Below are 18,337 nucleotides of genomic sequence, written 5' to 3'. Positions count from 1 at the left end.
GGCGGCTTCGCCTTAACCGGCCTACATGTCGCGCGTAGGCCCGGTAAGCGTAGGGCCACCGGGCAAGTCTTACTCAATAAAAATATGCGGATAGAAGCGCGACAGATCCTGAGTGATCAGCGCACGGTCTTCGCGGATGCCAATCCCGGCAGGCTGATCGTTAATGAGCCAGCTACCAATCAGCGTATAGCTGTCGCCAAACTTCGGCAGTTGATAGAACTCCTGGACGATCATCCCTTCCTCACCGTATGGACCTTCAACCGCTTCCAGCGTTTTGCCGTTTTCGATGATGGAGACGTTTGCCCCCTCGCGGGAGAAGATCGGCTTCACGACGTATTTTTCCATTTGCGGGTGATCGTCTTCCGCAAAGTACGCCGCCAGCAGGTTAGGGTGGTTCGGGAACATCTCCCACAGCATCGGTAGCAGGGCTTTATTCGAAATAATGCTCTTCCACGCTGGCTCCAGCCAGCGCACGCCAGCGTCTTCCAGCTTGGTGGAGAACATCTCGCGCAGCATGTATTCCCACGGGTAGAGCTTGAACAGGTTACTGATCACCTGATCCTGCATATCCGTAAACTGACCTTTTTCACCCAGACCAATATCCTCGATATAGAGGAACTCCGTGGCGACGTCCGCTTCGGCGGCGCAGTCTTGTAGGTATTGAACCGTACCGCGGTCTTCTTCCGTGTCACGGCAGCAGGCGAGATGCAGCAGATTGAAGCCGTGCTGTTCGCGCAGTTCGGCGAAACGCTCAATCAGCTTTTCCTGCAGGCTGTTGAACTGGTCGCTCCCTTCCGGCAGGTTTCCAGCATTGATTTGATCTTCCAGCCAAATCCACTGGAAGAATGCCGCTTCATACAGGGAGGTTGGGGTATCGGCGTTATTTTCCAGGAGCTTAGGTTCACCCACGCCATCCCAGGCGAGATCGAGGCGAGAGTAAAGTGAAGGTTGGTTCGTTTTCCACGACTGGCGTACAAAGCTCCAGGTGTGCTTCGGAATGCGGAATTTGGTCATCAGCTCATCGCTGTCGATAACCTTTTCCACGACCTTCAGGCACATCTGGTGAAGTTCAGCGGTGACCTCTTCCAGCTTTTCAACCTGGGCCAGCGTGAGCTTGTAGTAAGCATCTTCACACCAGTACGGCTCGCCGTACATGGTGTGGAAGTTAAAACCGTATTCAGTGGCCTTTTCGCGCCAGTCCGGGCGCTCGACAATACTGACTCGTTCCATAATCAGCCGCCCATTGAGCGAGTAGAAGACCCGGTCGCGCTACGCTGCATGGTGGTCTGTTTCGCCACAGACTCACCGAAGCCACCGCGGGTGATGGTGCTGGTGGTCGCTGGCTTAGGTGCCATCGCCGTTTTCGGCACGGTTGTGGTACGGCCAGGCGTTGCTGCACCGTAGTTTTTACCGGTGGCATCGGTGTATTTACCGTATGCCGGGCTGTTTGGGTTTTTGGAGCTAAACAGCGGCTGCTGCTGGTAGCCCGCGCCGCCGCTCATCATGCGGCCCATCATGTAGCCCGCCATCAGCGGCATCCAGAAGCTGCCGCTGGACTGCGCCTGCGCCTGGTTTTCCGGCGCCATGCCTGCCTGAGCAGGAGCCTGCTGGCACTGACCTTCGCCGAATTCCGCCACGCAGTCTTCGCGCGAAGCATATTTCGGTGCAGTACGTTCCGCTTCTTTCAGCGCGCTGTTATAAGCCGTCGTACATTCCGCGGCTTTGCCGGTTGCGGCCGAGCAGTCGTCTGCGTTTTGATACATCGAGACCGTTTCGTCGCTTTGCTCACAGCCTGCCAGCATAAAGACGGCGGTGACCGCCAGCGCAACAGGGGTGAGGTGACGTGCGTTCCAGCTTTTGCGGAACGACGCGTGATTCATCGTTTTTGTCCGTTTCATGTTTGTCTTCCAGGACCCAGTGGTAATAACGCTCAGGATAGAGGATGAGTGGTTGAAAATGAAGCGAAGAGGGGCGGAATGAGGGGGATCTTTACGTTGGCTTACGTTCGGGTGTGATTTAGATGCTCCCTCTCCCTGTGGGAGAGGGCCGGGGTGAGGGCATCAGGCCGCAGTGGGCCTGATGACACTCTTAGTTACGGAACGGATTGCTGCCGGTGTTGGTACGTGCTGCCGCTGGCTGTGCAGCAGGCGCGCTGCCTTCAGCGTTGAAGTTATCCACCGCGGCAACCTGCTGCGGGTTCTCCGGTGCAACGCTTTCCGGTGAAGTCGAAACCGGTTTGCCCAGCGTGCTGTTCAGCATCTGCAGATCCTGTTCGTTCAGCGTACCCAGCGCCTGCTTGATGTTCAGCTGGTTAATCAGGTACTGGTAACGTGCGCTGGAGAGCTGCTGTTTCGCGTTGTACAGCGTGGTGGTCGCGTCGAGTACGTCAACGATGGTACGCGTACCGACCGAGTAGCCCGCTTCCATTGCATCCAGGGAGCTTTGTGCAGACACAACGGCCTGTTTATAGGCGTTGATGCTGCTGATAGAGGCGTTCACGTTGTTGAAGGAAGAACGCACGGTCTGCACCACGTTACGGTGCGCGCTTTCCAGCTGCTCGCTTGCGCCAACAAAGTTGTACTGCGCCTGTTTCACCTGGGAGTTCACCATGCCGCCCTGGTACAGCGGCAGGGAGAAGCTCAGACCCACTTTGTTCTGACCCTGGTTGCTGTCGTCATACTGGGCTGAGTTGGTTTTAGAACCGCTATAGGTCGTATCAGAGACACCGGTAGAGGCGCTCAGGCTCAGGGTTGGCAGATGGCCATCCTGCGCCTGGCGGATTTGCTCGCGGGCCAGATCCTGGCTCAGACGCGCCTGCAATAACGCCAGGTTGCGGTTTTCCGCTTCTTTCAGCAGGGCGTTAACGGCCTGCGGCTTATCGGTTTTGAAGCTGTCCACGTTCAGGGAGGCCAGCTCAGGGTAGTAGTTACCCGTCACCTGACGAAGTGATTCCAGCGCGTTATCAAGGTTGTTACGCGCGGTGACTTCGTTGGCCAGTACGCTGTCGTACTGTGAACGGGCGTTCTGCACGTCGGTGATCGCCACCAGACCCACGTTGAAGCGCTGGGTGGTTTGATCCAACTGACGGTAAATCGCCTGTTTCTGCGCTTCGGTGTAGGAGAGCGAGTCAATCGCGCTCAGCACGTTGAAGTACGCGGTGGCGGTATTGAGGATCAGCGTCTGCTGATCGGTCTGATACGTCACATCCTGAATGCCCGCGCTCTTTTCCTGCAGGGTCAGGGCGCGCCATTTGGACATGTCAAACAGCGTCTGGGTTAACTGCAGTGATGCGCTGGTGGCATTGGAGTTAACGCCGTTAGCGTCGCGGAAACCGTTGCTGTAGGTATAATCTGCACCTAAACCTAACTGCGGCAGCAGCGGGCTACGCGCTTCGTTAATCTTTTCAAACGCAGCATCACGATCGGCCGCTGATTTACGTAAATCAGGGTTGCCCAGACGTGCCTGCTGGTAGACCTGTAACAGGTTTTCCGCCTGGCTCATTGCACTGAAGCCCGTCAGGCTCAGGCCGATAAGGATGGGGAGCAATTTCTTCATTTGCATTCCTTGTTGTGAAGCAGTATTAGCGCTGATCTAATTAAAAATAATTGCCGATTCTAACAGAATCATCCACACCAAAAGGTTGGCGTTACGTGCCATCTGGCGGTAATTTGCACCAATCTATCATATAGCCTTACAAACGGCAGCCAAACAGCCTTGAAATTCATCATTTCATCACCATTGCTACCAGGACATGATTTATGCAAAAAACAGAGAAGTTGCCCGTCACATTCGCCAAAAACGATGTAGAAATTATTGCACGAGAAACGCTTTATAGCGGTTTTTTTTCAATGGATCTTTACCGTTTCAGGCATCGCCTGTTTAACGGCGAGATGAGCGGCGAAATCAAACGCGAAATTTTTGAGCGCGGGCATGCTGCAGTCTTGCTACCCTTTGACCCAGTGCGCGATGAAGTGGTGCTGGTTGAGCAGATCCGCATTGCCGCTTATGACGTCAGCGAAAGCCCGTGGCTGCTGGAGATGGTGGCCGGGATGATTGAAGAGGGCGAATCGGTCGAAGACGTTGCCCGGCGCGAAGCGCTGGAAGAGGCAGGTCTGGTTGTCGGGAGAACAAAACCCGTGCTCAGCTATCTGGCAAGCCCGGGTGGCACAAGTGAACGCTTATCCATTATGGTGGGCGAAGTGGACGCCACGACCGCGGAAGGGATCCACGGTCTGGCAGATGAAAACGAAGATATTCGGGTTCATGTGGTGAGCCGGGAACAGGCTTACCAGTGGGTAGAAGAGGGGAAAATCGACAACGCAGCGTCTGTCATCGCCCTGCAATGGCTGCAACTGCATTATCAGACATTACGAAACGAGTGGAAAAAATGAAGCGCTATACACCTGACTTCCCAGAAATGATGCGCCTGTGCGAAACCAATTTCGCACAGCTGCGCCGCCTGCTGCCGCGAAACGACGCACCCGGCGAAACGGTAAGCTATCAGGTGAGCAACGCGCAGTATCGGTTAACGATAACAGAATCAACGCGCTACACTACGCTGGTAGAGATTGAGCAAACGGCCCCCAGCATTAGCTACTGGAGCTTGCCGTCGATGACGGTGCGCCTCTATCACGACGCGATGGTCGCTGAAGTGTGTTCGAGCCAGCAGATCTTTCGCTTCAAAGCGCGGTATGATTATCCGAATAAAAAGTTGCATCAACGCGACGAAAAGCATCAAATTAACCAGTTTTTAGCCGACTGGCTAAGATATTGTTTAGCACATGGAGCAATGGCGATTCCGGTTTGTTAGCGTCATAAACCTACCTAAGGACACCATTTGGAAAGCCTGTTGAACCTGACTGTTGCTGGTGGGGCGCCAGTCAGGATATTACAAATCACCGATACCCACCTGTTTGCCGAAAAGCATGAAACTCTGCTGGGCGTGAATACCTGGGAGAGCTATCAGGCTGTACTCAACGCGATTCACGCCGAAGATCGCGCCTGCGATCTGATTGTCGCAACGGGCGATCTGGCGCAGGATCAGTCCTCCGCGGCCTACCAGCATTTTGCTGAAGGCATCGCGAGCTTCAGCGTGCCTTGCGTATGGCTGCCCGGCAACCATGATTTCCAGCCTGCCATGTACAGTTCGCTCCTGGAGTCGGGTATCTCCCCGGCGAAGTGTGTTTTTGCAGGGGACCACTGGCAAATTTTACTGCTCGACAGCCAGGTCTTTGGCGTCCCGCACGGTGAGTTAAGCGAGTTTCAGCTTGACTGGCTCGAAACCAAACTGGCTGCCGAACCGGCACGCAATACGCTGCTGTTGCTTCATCATCATCCGCTGCCAGCGGGCTGCAGCTGGCTCGATCAACACAGCCTGCGTAACTCAGCGGCACTGGACAGCGTGCTGGTGAACTTCCCTCGCGTGAAAAATCTGCTGTGCGGACACATTCATCAGGAACAGGATCTCGACTGGAATGGCCGCAGAATGCTCGCCACGCCGTCCACTTGCGTGCAGTTTAAGCCGCATTGCGCCAACTTCACCCTGGACACCATCGCACCAGGCTGGCGCTGGCTGGAACTGCATGCCGATGGCAACCTGACGACAGAAGTGTGCCGTTTGTCAGGCGCAAAATTCCGCCCCGATACCGCTTCAGAAGGCTATTGATGTCTACGCTTCTTTATCTTCACGGGTTCAACAGTTCGCCGCGATCCGCGAAAGCGACGCAGTTTCGCCACTGGCTGAGCGAGCATCATCCGCACGTTGAGATGATTGTCCCGCAACTGCCGCCATACCCGGCGGAAGCGGCGGAGATGCTGGAATCGATCGTCCTCGAACACGGTGGCGAATCCTTTGGCGTGGTCGGTTCATCGCTGGGAGGATATTACGCCACCTGGCTGTCGCAATGCTTTATGCTGCCCGCAGTGGTGGTTAACCCGGCGGTACGGCCATTTGAGCTACTGAGGGACTTTCTTGGCGAAAACGAGAACCCCTACACCGGCCAACAATATGTGCTAGAGTCACGCCATATTTACGATCTCAAAGTTATGCAGGTCGACCCGCTTGAAGCGCCGGATCTCATCTGGCTGCTGCAGCAGACGGGTGATGAAGTGCTGGATTACCGCCAGGCAGTGGCGTATTACGCATCCTGCCGCCAGACTATAGAAGAGGGCGGAAACCATGCTTTCACGGGCTTTGAGGATCATTTCACCCAGATTGTCGATTTTCTTGGACTGCACAGCCACTGACAATCAATGCGAATTGCTAGCTTAAATCATGACGCAAACCTATAACGCTGATGCCATTGAGGTCCTCACCGGGCTTGAGCCGGTTCGCCGCCGCCCGGGGATGTACACCGATACGACGCGCCCAAACCACCTGGGCCAGGAAGTTATTGATAACAGTGTGGACGAAGCGCTGGCAGGCCATGCCAAACGCGTTGACGTAATCCTGCACGCCGATCAGTCGCTGGAAGTTATAGACGACGGGCGCGGCATGCCGGTGGATATCCATCCGGAAGAGGGCGTGCCTGCCGTTGAGCTGATCCTCTGCCGTCTGCATGCGGGTGGTAAGTTCTCCAACAAAAACTACCAGTTCTCCGGTGGCCTGCACGGCGTGGGCATTTCCGTCGTGAACGCCCTGTCCAAACGCGTGGAAGTGAATGTCCGTCGCGACGGCCAGGTCTATAACATCGCCTTTGAAAACGGCGATAAGGTGCAGGATCTGCAGGTTGTCGGCACGTGCGGCAAACGCAATACCGGCACCAGCGTGCACTTCTGGCCTGACGAAAGCTTCTTCGACAGCCCGCGTTTTTCTGTTTCTCGCCTGACGCACCTGCTGAAAGCCAAAGCGGTACTGTGTCCGGGCGTGGAAATCACCTTTACAGACCACGTTAACAATACCGCGCAAACCTGGTGCTACGCCGATGGTCTGAACGACTACCTGTGCGAAGCGGTAAACGGCCTGCCAACGCTGCCGGAAAAACCGTTTGTCGGTAACTTTAGCGGCGATACAGAAGCCGTGGACTGGGCGCTGCTGTGGCTGCCGGAAGGCGGCGAGCTGCTGACCGAAAGCTACGTTAACCTGATCCCGACCATGCTGGGCGGTACGCACGTCAACGGCCTGCGTCAGGGGCTGCTGGACGCGATGCGCGAATTCTGCGAATACCGCAACATCCTGCCGCGCGGCGTGAAGCTGTCTGCGGAAGATATCTGGGATCGCTGCGCCTACGTCCTCTCCGTGAAGATGCAGGATCCGCAGTTTGCCGGTCAGACCAAAGAGCGTCTGTCGTCACGTCAGTGCGCGGCGTTCGTTTCCGGCGTGGTGAAAGATGCATTTACCCTGTGGCTGAACCAGAACGTTCAGGCAGCAGAAATGCTGGCTGAAATGGCGATCTCCAGCGCCCAGCGTCGTCTGCGTGCCGCGAAGAAAGTGGTGCGTAAAAAGCTGACCAGTGGCCCCGCGCTGCCGGGCAAGCTGGCGGACTGTACCGCGCAGGATCTCAACCGTACCGAGCTGTTCCTCGTGGAAGGGGACTCGGCGGGCGGATCGGCCAAGCAGGCGCGCGATCGTGAATATCAGGCGATCATGCCGCTCAAGGGTAAGATCCTGAATACCTGGGAGGTCTCTTCTGATGAAGTGCTGGCCTCGCAGGAGGTTCACGATATCTCGGTGGCGATCGGCATCGATCCGGACAGCGACGATCTGAGCCAGCTGCGCTACGGCAAGATCTGTATCCTCGCGGATGCGGACTCCGATGGTCTGCACATCGCCACGCTGCTGTGCGCGCTGTTCGTGAAGCACTTCAAAACGCTGGTGAAAAACGGCCACGTTCACGTGGCGCTACCGCCGCTCTACCGTATCGATCTCGGTAAAGAGGTTTACTACGCGCTGACGGAAGAAGAAAAAGCGGGCGTGCTGGAACAGCTGAAGCGCAAGAAGGGCAAACCGAACGTGCAGCGCTTTAAAGGGCTGGGCGAGATGAACCCGATGCAGCTTCGCGAAACGACGTTGGATCCGAACACGCGCCGTCTGGTGCAGCTGACGATCAGCGACGAAGACGAACAGCAAACCAACGCCATGATGGATATGCTCCTTGCCAAGAAACGTTCGGAAGACCGACGTAACTGGCTGCAGGAGAAAGGCGATATGGCGGATATTGAGGCCTGATGCTGAAAAAGCCCTGCGATGCAGGGCTTTTTTTTGCCCGGTGGCGCTGCGCTTACCGGGCCTACGATCGATCCCCTCGCCCCTCTGGGGAGAGGGTTAGGGTGAGGGGAACGCCTCGCACTGACGTCAAAACTCCATCTTCACCGTAAACTGCACTTCGCGCGGATCGCCAATCTGGTTGCCCAGGTTGTTGGTTGCAATGGACGACGTGTAGTAGGTCTTATCAAACAGGTTTTTCACGTTCACCTGCAGCGTCACCGGATACTGCAGCTTCATCTTATACGCCGCAAACGCATCCGCCACGAAATAGCCCGGCAGATAGTATTCCGCCCCGTTGGTTGCGGAACGACGGCTTACGCCGTGCCCGCCGCCGCCCAGCGTCAGCGTATTCCCGGCAAACACATTGTGAATATCGTAGGTCAGGAACAGGGAGCCGGTATGGCGCGGCACGTTCGGCAGCGGTTTGCCCGCATAGTCCGGGTCTTCCAGCACCTTCGCGTCGGTATAGCCGTAGCTGGCAATAATGTTGGTGTTCTCAGTCAGCGACCCCGCAAGATCCACTTCTACACCCTGAGAGCGCACGCGACCTGCGGTTTTGGCGATGGTTTCATCACCCACGCTTTCGGTGTACAGCACGTTGCGCTTGTGGATATCAAACAGCGCAATGTTGGCAGTAATTCCGTCGAAAAGGTCAAACTTAGCACCGATTTCATACGCATTAGACGTTTCAGGTGGCAGGTCGCCAATGTAGCTCGCAATGGACGACTGCGGCATAAACGTCTGGGAATAGTTGGCAAATAGCGAGACTGCCGGGGTGAGCTTGTACACCAGCCCCAGCTTAGGCGTCCACTGGTCGTCGCGGCTGTCGGTATTCACGTTAAACGGACGGCCTTTCCCCGCGTACTGGGTGTAATACTGGTAGCGCAGTCCGGCGACGGCGATCCATTTATCGGTCAGGTACAGCGCGTCCTGCGCGTAGGCGGAGTAGCTCTCCTGCTTAATGGTCTGGTCGCTGTCGGACGCCGAGACGGTGGTGCACTTGTCGAGATTCCCATACGTCGGATTGTAGATATTGAAACCTTTGACGTTCTTACAGCGCATCATATCCGTGCGCAGCAGATCGTAATTCTCATACGACACGCCGGTCAGGATCTCATTGTAAAAGCCCGCGATGTCCACGTTCCCCTGCAGATCCGCCCGCGTCGTATGCATCCGCTGGGTGGAGCCCTGGGTGGCATCCACGCGGCGGGTCAGGTTGCCGGTTTTTGAATCGTAGGCCATCACGCGCGCCTGGTTATCGCTGTACTTATCCTGGCTGTAGCTGTAGTCGAACTTCGCAGTCCACTGGCTGTTAAGACGATACTCCGCGTTGAGCTGCGCGAGATCGGACTGCCCGTCGGTGACGTTAAACGATTCGTCAAAGCGGGTTTTGCGATCGACGTCGACGGCTTTTTTGGTGTTGAGATCGAAGATCGTTCCGCGATCGAACGGCGTTTTATAGTCGCGATGCGAATAGAGCACGGTCACGGTGGCGTCATCGCCAAACCAGGTGAGCGACGGGGCGATAAAGGTGCTGCGTTCGGTGCCGAAATTGCGCCAGTAGTCTTCGTCCTGATATTCCCCCGTCAGGCGATACGCCAGACGCGTGCCGTCAATCGGGCCGGTGACGTCAAACTGTCCGGTGCCGCCGCCAAAGCTGGTCGAGGTGGCAGAAATCGAGCCGCCGAAGGTTTTCTCCGGGCGTTTGGTGACGACGTTAATCAGGCCGCCGGGGTCGAGAATACCGTACAGGGTCGAGGCCGGGCCTTTCAGCACCTCCACGCGTTCGGTTGAGGCGTTAAAGCTGCGCGGCAGCACGGTGCGCAGGCCGTTGGTCATGATCGAGCCGTCACGGTTCGCACCAAAACCACGGCGCACAAAGGCATCCTGCGTGCCGCCCAGGGTGTTGGTCTGCACTACGTTGCTGACGTTATACAGCGCCTCGTCGAGCGTGGTCGCATTTTGATCTTCCAGCACTTTATCGCTGACGGTATTGACCACCTGCGGGATGTCCAGCATCGGCATGTTGGTCAGCGTGGCGGTGGAGGTGTTCAGGGGCTGATAGCCGCTGGTGGCGTCGAGGGTCGCATTCGGATCGGCGGTAACGGTCAGGGTCTCGCCGTCGTTTGCCGCTGCGTGTACCAAAGGTGCCATAAACAACAGAGAAAAGAGCGCGCGCCCTTTTACCCCAGAGAATGAAGGTGTGAACTTAGCCATTACATCTGTTTTCCCAGAATATCCGGCGAAACAATCTTCGCGGAAAAAATGTGTGAGTCATTGCCCTTACGGTCTGTTCGTTAGCCTGAATGGCATCGAACTTGTAATTGAGAATCATTCAATCATGCGAGATTGTAGTAGTAAATGGAAAAAGTAAAAAAATGACTACAGTGATTTTCGTACCGTTAAAATCAAAGTGTTTTGCTTTTAAACTACTGAAATAAAGCGATATTTATTCATTTAGCTTTGCGTGATCTATTGTGATCATCCCTGGTTTATCCAGGGCTTTTATTCACTTGACTACTACATGGCGCAGCGGCAAACTTCTCAAAAGAGAATGAGTTTTATTTTTATTTATTGGTTTTTCATTACGTTGGCATTCACGTGGCGCATAACACGACAAAACCGGGACTGGTTCTGGAGAATCTCTCTGCGGGTTATCACAAAAAAATCATCGTTGATGATATCACCCTCGCGATCCCGCAACGGAAGATGACCGTTCTGGTGGGGGCGAACGGCTGTGGCAAATCCACGCTGTTGAGCACCCTCGCACGTCTGCTACAGCCGCTTGGCGGCAGCGTCGTGCTGGATGGCAAAGCCATTCATGAACAGCCGACCAAAGCGGTCGCCCGTCAGCTTGGCATTTTGCCGCAGTCACCGCTGTTGCCGGAGGGGTTAACCGTTTTTGAACTGGTTTCGCGCGGGCGCTTTCCCTGGCAGAACTTTATGCGTCAGTGGAGTGATGAAGACGAGCTGGCGGTGGAGGAGGCATTACGCCTGACCGGAACGGCAGAGTTTGCTCATCTGCCGGTTGAAAGCCTGTCCGGCGGTCAGCGTCAACGCTGCTGGATCGCCATGGCGCTGGCGCAGCAAACGCCGTATATCCTGCTGGATGAGCCCACGACGTATCTCGACCTTCGCTATCAGGTGGAGATCCTGGAGCTGCTGCACACCCTGACCCGCCAGCACGGGCGCACCGTGGTGGTGGTGCTGCACGATCTCAACTTTGCCGTGAACTACGGCGATTCTCTGGTCTTTTTACGCCAGGGCAAAGTCGAGGGTGTATTACATGAAGGCGACACCTGCACGCCGTCGCTGATCAAAACGGTGTTTGACGTCGACGTACATATGTCCGTTAACCCAATGACCGGAAAGCCGTTCTTTATGCCGTTTCGAAAGGGCGCAGAACAACCATGATGCGCACCTCTCTGGCATTCCTTGTATTCACATTGCTGCTGGCGATGGGTGCGATTGCACATCTGGGCATCGGCGCGCGCTTTATCGCTCCCCGGACGGTAGTGGATGCATTCTTCCATTTCGATCCGCGCAATTTCGACCATAACGTGATTATCAGGCTCCGGCTGCTGCGTCTCTGCGCCGCAATGGTGACTGGCGCCGCGCTCGGCGTGGCGGGCGTGCTGCTGCAGTCGGTGATCCGTAACCCGCTCGGCGAGCCGCATATTCTGGGGCTGAATGCAGGGGCGGCGCTGGCGGTAGTTATCACCAGCGCGCTTGGGCTGCCGCTGCCGTTTGGTCGCCCGCTCGTTGCCGCCGTCGGTGCCGCGGCGCTGTTTCTGCTGGTGCTGACGTTCTCTTCGTCCGGTCGCACCGGGCTGACGCCGATGAAAGTCACGCTGTGCGGCGTGGCGATGTCGGCATTTGCCTCATCGGTGACTGCCGCGATATTAATCCTTGATGAACAGACGCTGCTCGCCATGCGCACCTGGCTGGCGGGAGATTTAGCGGGGCTCAGCGCCGGGACGACAGGGAGCGCTGCAGGGGTTGCTGCCGCTGGCTTTGCGCTGGCGCTGTGGCTCTCGCCCTCGCTCAACATGCTGGCGCTGGGCGACAGAATGGCGCAGGGGCTTGGCGTCTCATTGCTGAAGACGCGCCTGTTCGCGCTGCTGGCGATTGCACTGCTCTGCGGCGCGGCGGTCTCCATCGCCGGACCGATTGGTTTTATCGGCCTTGTGGTACCCCAGCTGATCCGCCGCCTGGTGACGGTGGACATCCGCGCAATGGTGCCGCTTTCGGCCCTGTGTGGGGCGCTGGTTCTCCTGCTGGCGGATGTTGCCGCCCGCACGCTGTTTACGCCGTATGAGCTGGCAACCGGTGTTATGACCGCGCTGGTCGGCGCGCCCGTCTTTATCTTCCTGGCGTCGAGGATGTTCAAATGAGCCGGGCGGGACTGCGTGCGCTACGCGTCGGCCCCCTTTCGGCGCTGGTTCGTCCAAAAGCGCTGGCATGCCTGGCATTTTTATCGCTGGCTGCCTTCTTGCTGCTCAGTTTTGGTCTGACCCACGGCTCGCTGCCCATTCCTGCCTCCGCCATCGGGCGCGCGCTGTTTTATCCGCAGACGCTGGAAGCAGAGACGCATTACATCGTGATGGATATCCGTCTGCCGCGCCTGCTGATGGCGGTGCTGTGCGGCGCGATGCTCGGTATGGCGGGGGCGGCGATGCAGTCCATCACCCGCAATGGCCTTGCTGACCCCGGGCTTATCGGCGTGAAAGAGGGCTGTAGCGCGGCGGTGCTGTTGCTGATGTTTCAGTTCCCGACGCTTAGCCTGTACTGGCGACCGCTGGTCGGCATGGCCGGTGGGCTGCTGACCGCGCTGCTGGTGGTGGCGCTGGCACGCGATATTTCCCGTCCGCGATTCATCCTGACGGGGATCGGCGTGTCATGGGCGTTTGCCGCCGCAATGGGCGTTTTTATGACTACCGCGGACGTGCGCGACGTGCAGACCGCGATGCTGTGGCTGGCGGGGAGTCTGCATGCGGCAAACTGGATGCTGGTCAGCATTGCGGCAGCCTGGGCGCTTCCCGCGTTCGCGCTGCTGCTCTTTACCGCACGCGCCGCCGACGTGGCGTTGCTGGGTAACCACACAGCGACCGGGCTTGGCGTGCGCACTTCACGACTTGCCTTGCTGCGCGTGCTTGCACCGGTCGTGCTCACCGCGGCCTGCGTCTCCTGCGTGGGGAGTATGGGTTTCGTGGGGCTGATTGCACCGCATATGGCGCGCCTGCTGCTGCGCGGTGGGCAAACAGCATTGCTGACGGGAAGCGCCGTGCTGGGCGCGCTGCTGGTGCTGCTGGCGGATAACGTCGGGCGTCTGGCATTTTTGCCGCTTCAGCTGCCGGCGGGGATTGTGATTTCACTGATTGGCGGGCCGTTTTTCCTGCTGCTGCTCTGGCAGCGTCGGGACCGATTTTAGAGGAAGTGTGATGCGCGTACTTTTGACAATGCTGTTGCTGGTAGGGTTTGTGGCGAGTGCGGCGGAACCGACGCAGAGGTTTACAGACGATCTGAACCGCAACGTGGTGGTGCCGGTCCATCCGAAGCGGATCGTCTCGTTGCACGATTTGGATATCACCATCCCGCTGATTGAGCTTGGGGTACCCCCGGTTGCCAGCCATGGCCGCACCCGACCGGACGGCAGCCATTTTCTGCGTTCCAGCGGCATGTTAACCGGCGTCGATTTTGATAATTCCGACATCAAATTCATCGGCACTGCGGATATCGACATTGAAGCCATCGCCGCCGCGAAGCCGGACCTGATCATCACCGAGCCGACCCGTAACACGCCGGTAGAACAGCTGGAAAAAATTGCCCCGACGGTGAGCATCGATCACCTCGACGGTGGTGCGCCCGAAATCTACCGCAAGCTGGCTCAGCTCACCGGTACGCAGGCGCGGCTGAAGATTCTGGAGCGTCGCTATCAGGAGCAAATCAAGGCCCTGAAAGCCACTATCGACACCCGCACGTTAACCGTGTCGGTGATTCAGGCCAATCAGGGCAAAATCAACGCCATGCACAGCTATCACTCGCTTGGACGCGTGCTGCGCGACGCAGGATTCACGTTTCCACCGTTGATTGAGAGCATCCCGGACGGCGGGCGTATCGACGTCAGCGCCGAGCGCTTGCCGGAGCTGGATGCCGATTTCGTCTTCGCCACCTGGCGCGGCGATACCGGCGGCAAGCCGCAGGACGAGATGGCGGCGATGGACGCGGTGATGCCGGGCTGGTGCCAGTTCCTCAACGCCTGCCGCACCGGGCATTACGTGCTCATCTCTCGCGAGGAGGCCATCTCGAACTCGTTCGCCTCGTTAGGCCTGATGGTCGCGCAGGTGCAGTCGCAGATTGCGGGACGTCCGCTGCCGGAGGCATCACGGTGATCCGCAAAGTCGATGTGTACGGTGACCGCTTCCGTTCGCGGGCGAACCAGCTCACGCCACGGCTGCTGCTGGTGGCGCGCTATATCAATGAAAATCGTGAAGCGGTCATGGAGCAGACGGCGATGGAGATCGCGACGCTGCTTAACACCTCGGATGCCACCGTCGTTCGCGCTATCCAGGCGCTCGGTTTTGCCGGATTGCGCGATCTGAAGCAGACGCTCGAGCAGTGGTTCGGCCCCGTGGTGACCTCCAGCGAGAAAATGTCTACCACGGTGAATACGCTGACCAGCGATGTGAATACAAGCATTGATTTCGTGCTGGAAGGGCATCGGCACACCTGCGAGGTGCTGTCTGAACCACACAACCGCTATGCGATGGCGCAGGCCGTGTCGCTGCTGGCGCAGGCGAGGCAGGTCGCTATTTTTGGCATTGGCGCATCCGGTATTCTGGCCGATTACACCGCCAGGTTGTTCAGCCGTATGGGACTTCCTGCGATCCCGCTCAACCGCACCGGGATAGGGCTTGCCGAACAGCTTATTGCGCTTCAGCGCGGCGACGTGCTGATGATGATGGCGCAGAAATCCGCGCACCGGGAAGGACAGACCACGCTGCGCGAGGCGAAACGTCTCGGCATTCCCACCATTTTGCTGACCAACGCCACCGACTCGCGCTTCAGTAAAGAGGCCAGCGTGGTGATCCACGTTCCGCGCGGCGGCGAGAAGGGCAAAATCCCGCTGCACGGTACGGTGCTGCTGTGTCTGGAGATGATTATTTTATCCGTCGCCTCCACCGAGCCGCAGCGCACCATTAAGTCGATGAAGCGCATCAACGAGTTACATCGTGGATTAAAGCCGGGGAAGAAAAGCGGTTGATTTTCCCCCTCTCCCTGTGGGTGAGTGCGTCAAACCGCACGATGGTTCTTCCTGTACTGCAGCGGCGTCTCGCCAATCCCTTTTTTAAACGCGCTGATGAACCACGTCACGTCGGAGAACCCCGTCTGCTCCGCGATGTCTCGCACGCTCGAATCCGTGTGAAGTAAACACTCGCAGGCCTTACGCAGCCGTAATGTGTTGAGATAGTCGTGGATCTTCTCGCCCGTCTCCGCATGGAATTTTCGCGACACGTAGCTGCGCGATTTCCCCAGCTCTTCGGCCAGCGCGTCGAGGCGGAATTTCTCCCGATAATGCTCGTCCAGCCAGAACATCACCTGGCTGGCGATCCCCTGGCTGCTGCCCGGCGTGCCGTCGCTATCGTCGGGCAGCATGGCAAACAGGCCGATCAGCAGCCCGGCAATGGCCTCGCTGTTCATGGGCGACTGATAACAGGCCAACAGATGATCGACATGCTGATGGCAATGCGCCAGGTCAGCGACCCACGCCTCACCGCCGCGGCGTGAAAGCCGCTCCAGCCGCTGCCGGGTTTGCGGGAAATCACGCAGGTTTTTCAGCACGGCGTGATGATCGAGATGAATGATGGTGCGCCGGTAAATGGCCTCCGCCTGCGCGTCCACCATCACCTTGTGCAGGGTAAAGGGGGGGAAGAAAAACAGCCGGCCGGGGCGCATGGTGTAATGCCGGTTGCCGACAATCGCGACGCCAAACCCTTCTTCCACATAGAGAATTTCCAGACACTGATGCCAGTGGTGGTAACGCACGGTATTGGCGAACAGGCGGCTGAACGACACCACGGTGTCGTTTAGGGTAATCAGCTCCAGATGATCGGACGTTGGCGTGTCGCGCATAGTGCAATAGAACTCAACTTTTTCCCGTCAGATGCTATTTATAAACCACCTTTTTAAATTTTCTTAACTGTAGGTTTATTCATCGTTCTCACCTGTGACGCGGCTAACATTTCTGCCCCTTGCGGATTCACTATGCTTTGCCGCAGTTGATTACGAGGGCAAACCTATGTGGGCGGCAAACAAAGAAAAATCAAATCCGTTGTCTTCACGCCGGGACGTGGTGGCGTATTTAAACGGGATGCTGGGCGCGCTGGATAAGCAGTTTCCGCCGGGCAGTTCACGTTTTTCACTGGGCGAGACCTGCGCGCACTACGCGACGGATATCGCGCAGATGGAAGGGCTTTCCCGCGCGCTGTGGGGGCTGTTTCCGCTGATGGCGGGCGGCGAGGGCGAGTCGTGGAGTGAGAAATATCTGGACGCCATCAAACTGGGCACCGATCCGCAAAGCGCGGGCTACTGGGGTGAAACCGGCCCCTACGATCAGCGTCTGGTGGAGATGGCGGCCTACGGTCTGGGGCTGTCCCTGCTGGGTGACAAACTCCTCGAGCGCTTCACCGAGCGCGAAGTGATGAACCTCCACGCCTGGCTCAGCCAGATCACCGACGCACAGATGCCGGACAGCAACTGGAACTACTTCGCCATCATGGTCCAGCTTGGATTCAAGCGCGCCGGGCTGCCGTATGATCAGCGCGCCATCGACCATCGCTTTGCGCTGATGGACGCTTACTATCTGGGCGACGGCTGGTATTCCGACGGTCCGGGGCGTCCGAAAGATTATTACATTTCCATGGCCTTCCACTTCTACGGGCTGATCTACGCCGCCCTGAGCGGCGACGAGGCGAGGGCGGACGTGCTGCGCGAGCGCTCGCGTCTGTTCGCGGAGGACTTTATCTACTGGTCCGCTGCCGACGGTGCCTCGGTGCCGTTTGGCCGCAGCCTGACTTACCGTTTTGCGATGGTCGCGTTCTGGAGCGCGGTGGCTTTTTCCGGGCTGGAGGTGTTCACGCCGGGCATCGTGAAGGGCATTATTCTGCGCCATCTGCGCTGGTGGCAGCAGCAGCCGATTACCGATCGCGACGGCATTTTGACCCTCGGCTTTGCCTATCCGAACCTCGCGATGTGCGAGGACTACAACTCGCCCGGTTCGCCGTACTGGGCACTGAAAACTTACCTCATTCTGGCGCTGCCGGAGACGCACCCGTTCTGGCTGGCTGAGGAACAGCCGCTGCCCGCGCTGGCGGAAAAGCACGTGATTCCGCATGCTCAGCAGATCCTTATCCATGCGGAAAAGTCGCAGCACGTCACCATGCTCACCGCCGGACAGCTTGAGCTGAATAACTACGTCAATACCGACGCCAAATACACTAAATTTGCCTACTCCAGCCGCTTTGGTTTCACCATTGAGCGCGGGCGCTTTGGCCTGAAGCATGCGGCCTGTGATTCCATGCTGCTGCTGGCGGACGGAGACGATTACTACCGCGGTCGCCGCGAATGCGAAGCGGTGCGGGTGGATGAAAACTATATCTACTCGCGCTGGTCGCCGTGGCACGACGTGCATATCGACACCTGGCAAGTGCCGTTCGGGGAATGGCATCTGCGCCTGCACCGCATTAACAGCGCACGCGCGCTGCAAACGGCCGAAGGCGGGTTTGCGGTGATGAAAACCGAACACCAGATCCGCGAGCGCGGCTGTTATCTGGCAGCCAAGAACGGCAGCAGCGCGATTGTCGATCTCTCGCCCGCCATCACGCGCGTGCCGGACAGCATCGTTACGCCGCCGAACAGCAGCATCATGTTCCCGGAGTGCGCCGCCATTCCGCTGTTAAAAACCGATATCCCTCAAGGCGAAAGCTGGCTCTGCTGCGCCGTCTTTGCCAGCGAAAAGCAAAATAGTGCGGCCAGGCCGCACCTGAATATCACTCAAAACCAGGTCGAGATCCGCGAACCTGGAGGCGAACGTCAACTGTCGTTCACATTATAAAAATTCTGACCCTACAC

16 protein-coding genes are annotated in these 18,337 nt (G+C 57.7%); 11 read left to right on the top strand and 5 right to left on the bottom strand.

Going from position 1 to position 18,337, the window contains the following annotated elements; all coding sequences use genetic code 11:
• Positions 1–69 precede the first annotated feature (69 nt).
• The 3 genes from ACTJJA_RS16480 to tolC form a co-directional block, all read right to left on the bottom strand.
• Positions 70–1,230: a glutathionylspermidine synthase family protein gene (locus ACTJJA_RS16480; protein ID WP_325827771.1), complete on the bottom strand. Its 1,161-nt coding sequence runs from the start codon at positions 1,228–1,230 to the stop codon at positions 70–72.
• 2 nt (positions 1,231–1,232) lie between these two features.
• The gene (locus ACTJJA_RS16475; protein ID WP_010435649.1) at positions 1,233–1,898 is read right to left on the bottom strand and encodes a DUF1190 family protein; all 666 of its coding nucleotides are present in this window, start codon (positions 1,896–1,898) and stop codon (positions 1,233–1,235) included.
• Between the two features lie 190 nt (positions 1,899–2,088).
• A complete protein-coding gene (tolC, locus tag ACTJJA_RS16470) occupies positions 2,089–3,555 on the bottom strand; it encodes an outer membrane channel protein TolC (RefSeq protein WP_192872891.1) in 1,467 nt (488 codons plus the stop codon).
• A 203-nt stretch (positions 3,556–3,758) separates the two neighbouring features.
• Here tolC and nudF point away from each other — a divergent pair, with 203 nt between their 5' ends.
• Genes nudF through parE form a run of 5 tightly spaced genes read left to right on the top strand, consistent with a single transcriptional unit; the run spans position 3,759 to position 8,167 of the window.
• The gene (nudF, locus tag ACTJJA_RS16465) at positions 3,759–4,391 is read left to right on the top strand and encodes an ADP-ribose diphosphatase (RefSeq protein ID WP_089599604.1); all 633 of its coding nucleotides are present in this window, start codon (positions 3,759–3,761) and stop codon (positions 4,389–4,391) included.
• Positions 4,388–4,810 (top strand): DUF1249 family protein, encoded by a 423-nt coding sequence (locus tag ACTJJA_RS16460; RefSeq protein ID WP_003862516.1) that lies wholly within the window; start codon positions 4,388–4,390, stop codon positions 4,808–4,810. Before nudF ends, ACTJJA_RS16460 begins: the two co-directional genes overlap by 4 nt.
• Positions 4,811–4,837: 27 nt before the next feature.
• Positions 4,838–5,665 (top strand): 3',5'-cyclic-AMP phosphodiesterase, encoded by an 828-nt coding sequence (cpdA, locus tag ACTJJA_RS16455; RefSeq protein WP_089599602.1) that lies wholly within the window; start codon positions 4,838–4,840, stop codon positions 5,663–5,665.
• Entirely contained in the window at positions 5,665–6,246 is a 582-nt protein-coding gene (yqiA, locus tag ACTJJA_RS16450; protein WP_042714984.1) for an esterase YqiA, read from the top strand. Before cpdA ends, yqiA begins: the two co-directional genes overlap by 1 nt.
• Positions 6,247–6,274: 28 nt before the next feature.
• The gene (parE, locus tag ACTJJA_RS16445) at positions 6,275–8,167 is read left to right on the top strand and encodes a DNA topoisomerase IV subunit B (protein WP_029740698.1); all 1,893 of its coding nucleotides are present in this window, start codon (positions 6,275–6,277) and stop codon (positions 8,165–8,167) included.
• 126 nt (positions 8,168–8,293) lie between these two features.
• Here the strand turns inward: parE and ACTJJA_RS16440 are convergent, their stop codons facing one another.
• Positions 8,294–10,423, bottom strand: a complete 2,130-nt coding sequence (locus ACTJJA_RS16440; protein ID WP_440668692.1) for a TonB-dependent siderophore receptor — start codon at positions 10,421–10,423, stop codon at positions 8,294–8,296.
• A gap of 384 nt (positions 10,424–10,807) precedes the next feature.
• On the opposite strand from ACTJJA_RS16440, the gene ACTJJA_RS16435 reads away from it, so the two are divergent.
• Genes ACTJJA_RS16435 through ACTJJA_RS16415 form a run of 5 tightly spaced genes read left to right on the top strand, consistent with a single transcriptional unit; the run spans position 10,808 to position 15,470 of the window.
• Complete coding sequence (locus tag ACTJJA_RS16435) at positions 10,808–11,620, top strand: ABC transporter ATP-binding protein (protein ID WP_440668691.1); 813 nt, start codon at positions 10,808–10,810, stop codon at positions 11,618–11,620.
• Positions 11,617–12,600, top strand: a complete 984-nt coding sequence (locus tag ACTJJA_RS16430; RefSeq protein WP_440668690.1) for a FecCD family ABC transporter permease — start codon at positions 11,617–11,619, stop codon at positions 12,598–12,600. Before ACTJJA_RS16435 ends, ACTJJA_RS16430 begins: the two co-directional genes overlap by 4 nt.
• Entirely contained in the window at positions 12,597–13,637 is a 1,041-nt protein-coding gene (locus ACTJJA_RS16425; RefSeq protein WP_440668689.1) for a FecCD family ABC transporter permease, read from the top strand. Before ACTJJA_RS16430 ends, ACTJJA_RS16425 begins: the two co-directional genes overlap by 4 nt.
• A 10-nt stretch (positions 13,638–13,647) precedes the next feature.
• Entirely contained in the window at positions 13,648–14,598 is a 951-nt protein-coding gene (locus tag ACTJJA_RS16420; protein WP_440668688.1) for an iron-siderophore ABC transporter substrate-binding protein, read from the top strand.
• A complete protein-coding gene (locus ACTJJA_RS16415; protein WP_410975369.1) occupies positions 14,595–15,470 on the top strand; it encodes a MurR/RpiR family transcriptional regulator in 876 nt (291 codons plus the stop codon). Before ACTJJA_RS16420 ends, ACTJJA_RS16415 begins: the two co-directional genes overlap by 4 nt.
• Positions 15,471–15,499: 29 nt before the next feature.
• Here the strand turns inward: ACTJJA_RS16415 and ACTJJA_RS16410 are convergent, their stop codons facing one another.
• On the bottom strand, positions 15,500–16,339 hold the full coding sequence (locus tag ACTJJA_RS16410; RefSeq protein WP_440668687.1) for an AraC family transcriptional regulator: 840 nt from the start codon (positions 16,337–16,339) through the stop codon (positions 15,500–15,502).
• A 166-nt stretch (positions 16,340–16,505) separates the two neighbouring features.
• On the opposite strand from ACTJJA_RS16410, the gene ACTJJA_RS16405 reads away from it, so the two are divergent.
• Complete coding sequence (locus ACTJJA_RS16405) at positions 16,506–18,320, top strand: DUF2264 domain-containing protein (RefSeq protein ID WP_440668686.1); 1,815 nt, start codon at positions 16,506–16,508, stop codon at positions 18,318–18,320.
• The last annotated feature ends 17 nt before the right edge of the window (positions 18,321–18,337 follow it).

This window comes from Enterobacter sp. 22452 (assembly GCF_052045065.1).
GTDB classification, from domain to species: domain Bacteria; phylum Pseudomonadota; class Gammaproteobacteria; order Enterobacterales; family Enterobacteriaceae; genus Enterobacter; species Enterobacter mori.
The sequence above is the reverse complement of the archived record's forward strand: the minus strand, read 5'-3'. Positions and strand labels throughout refer to the sequence as shown.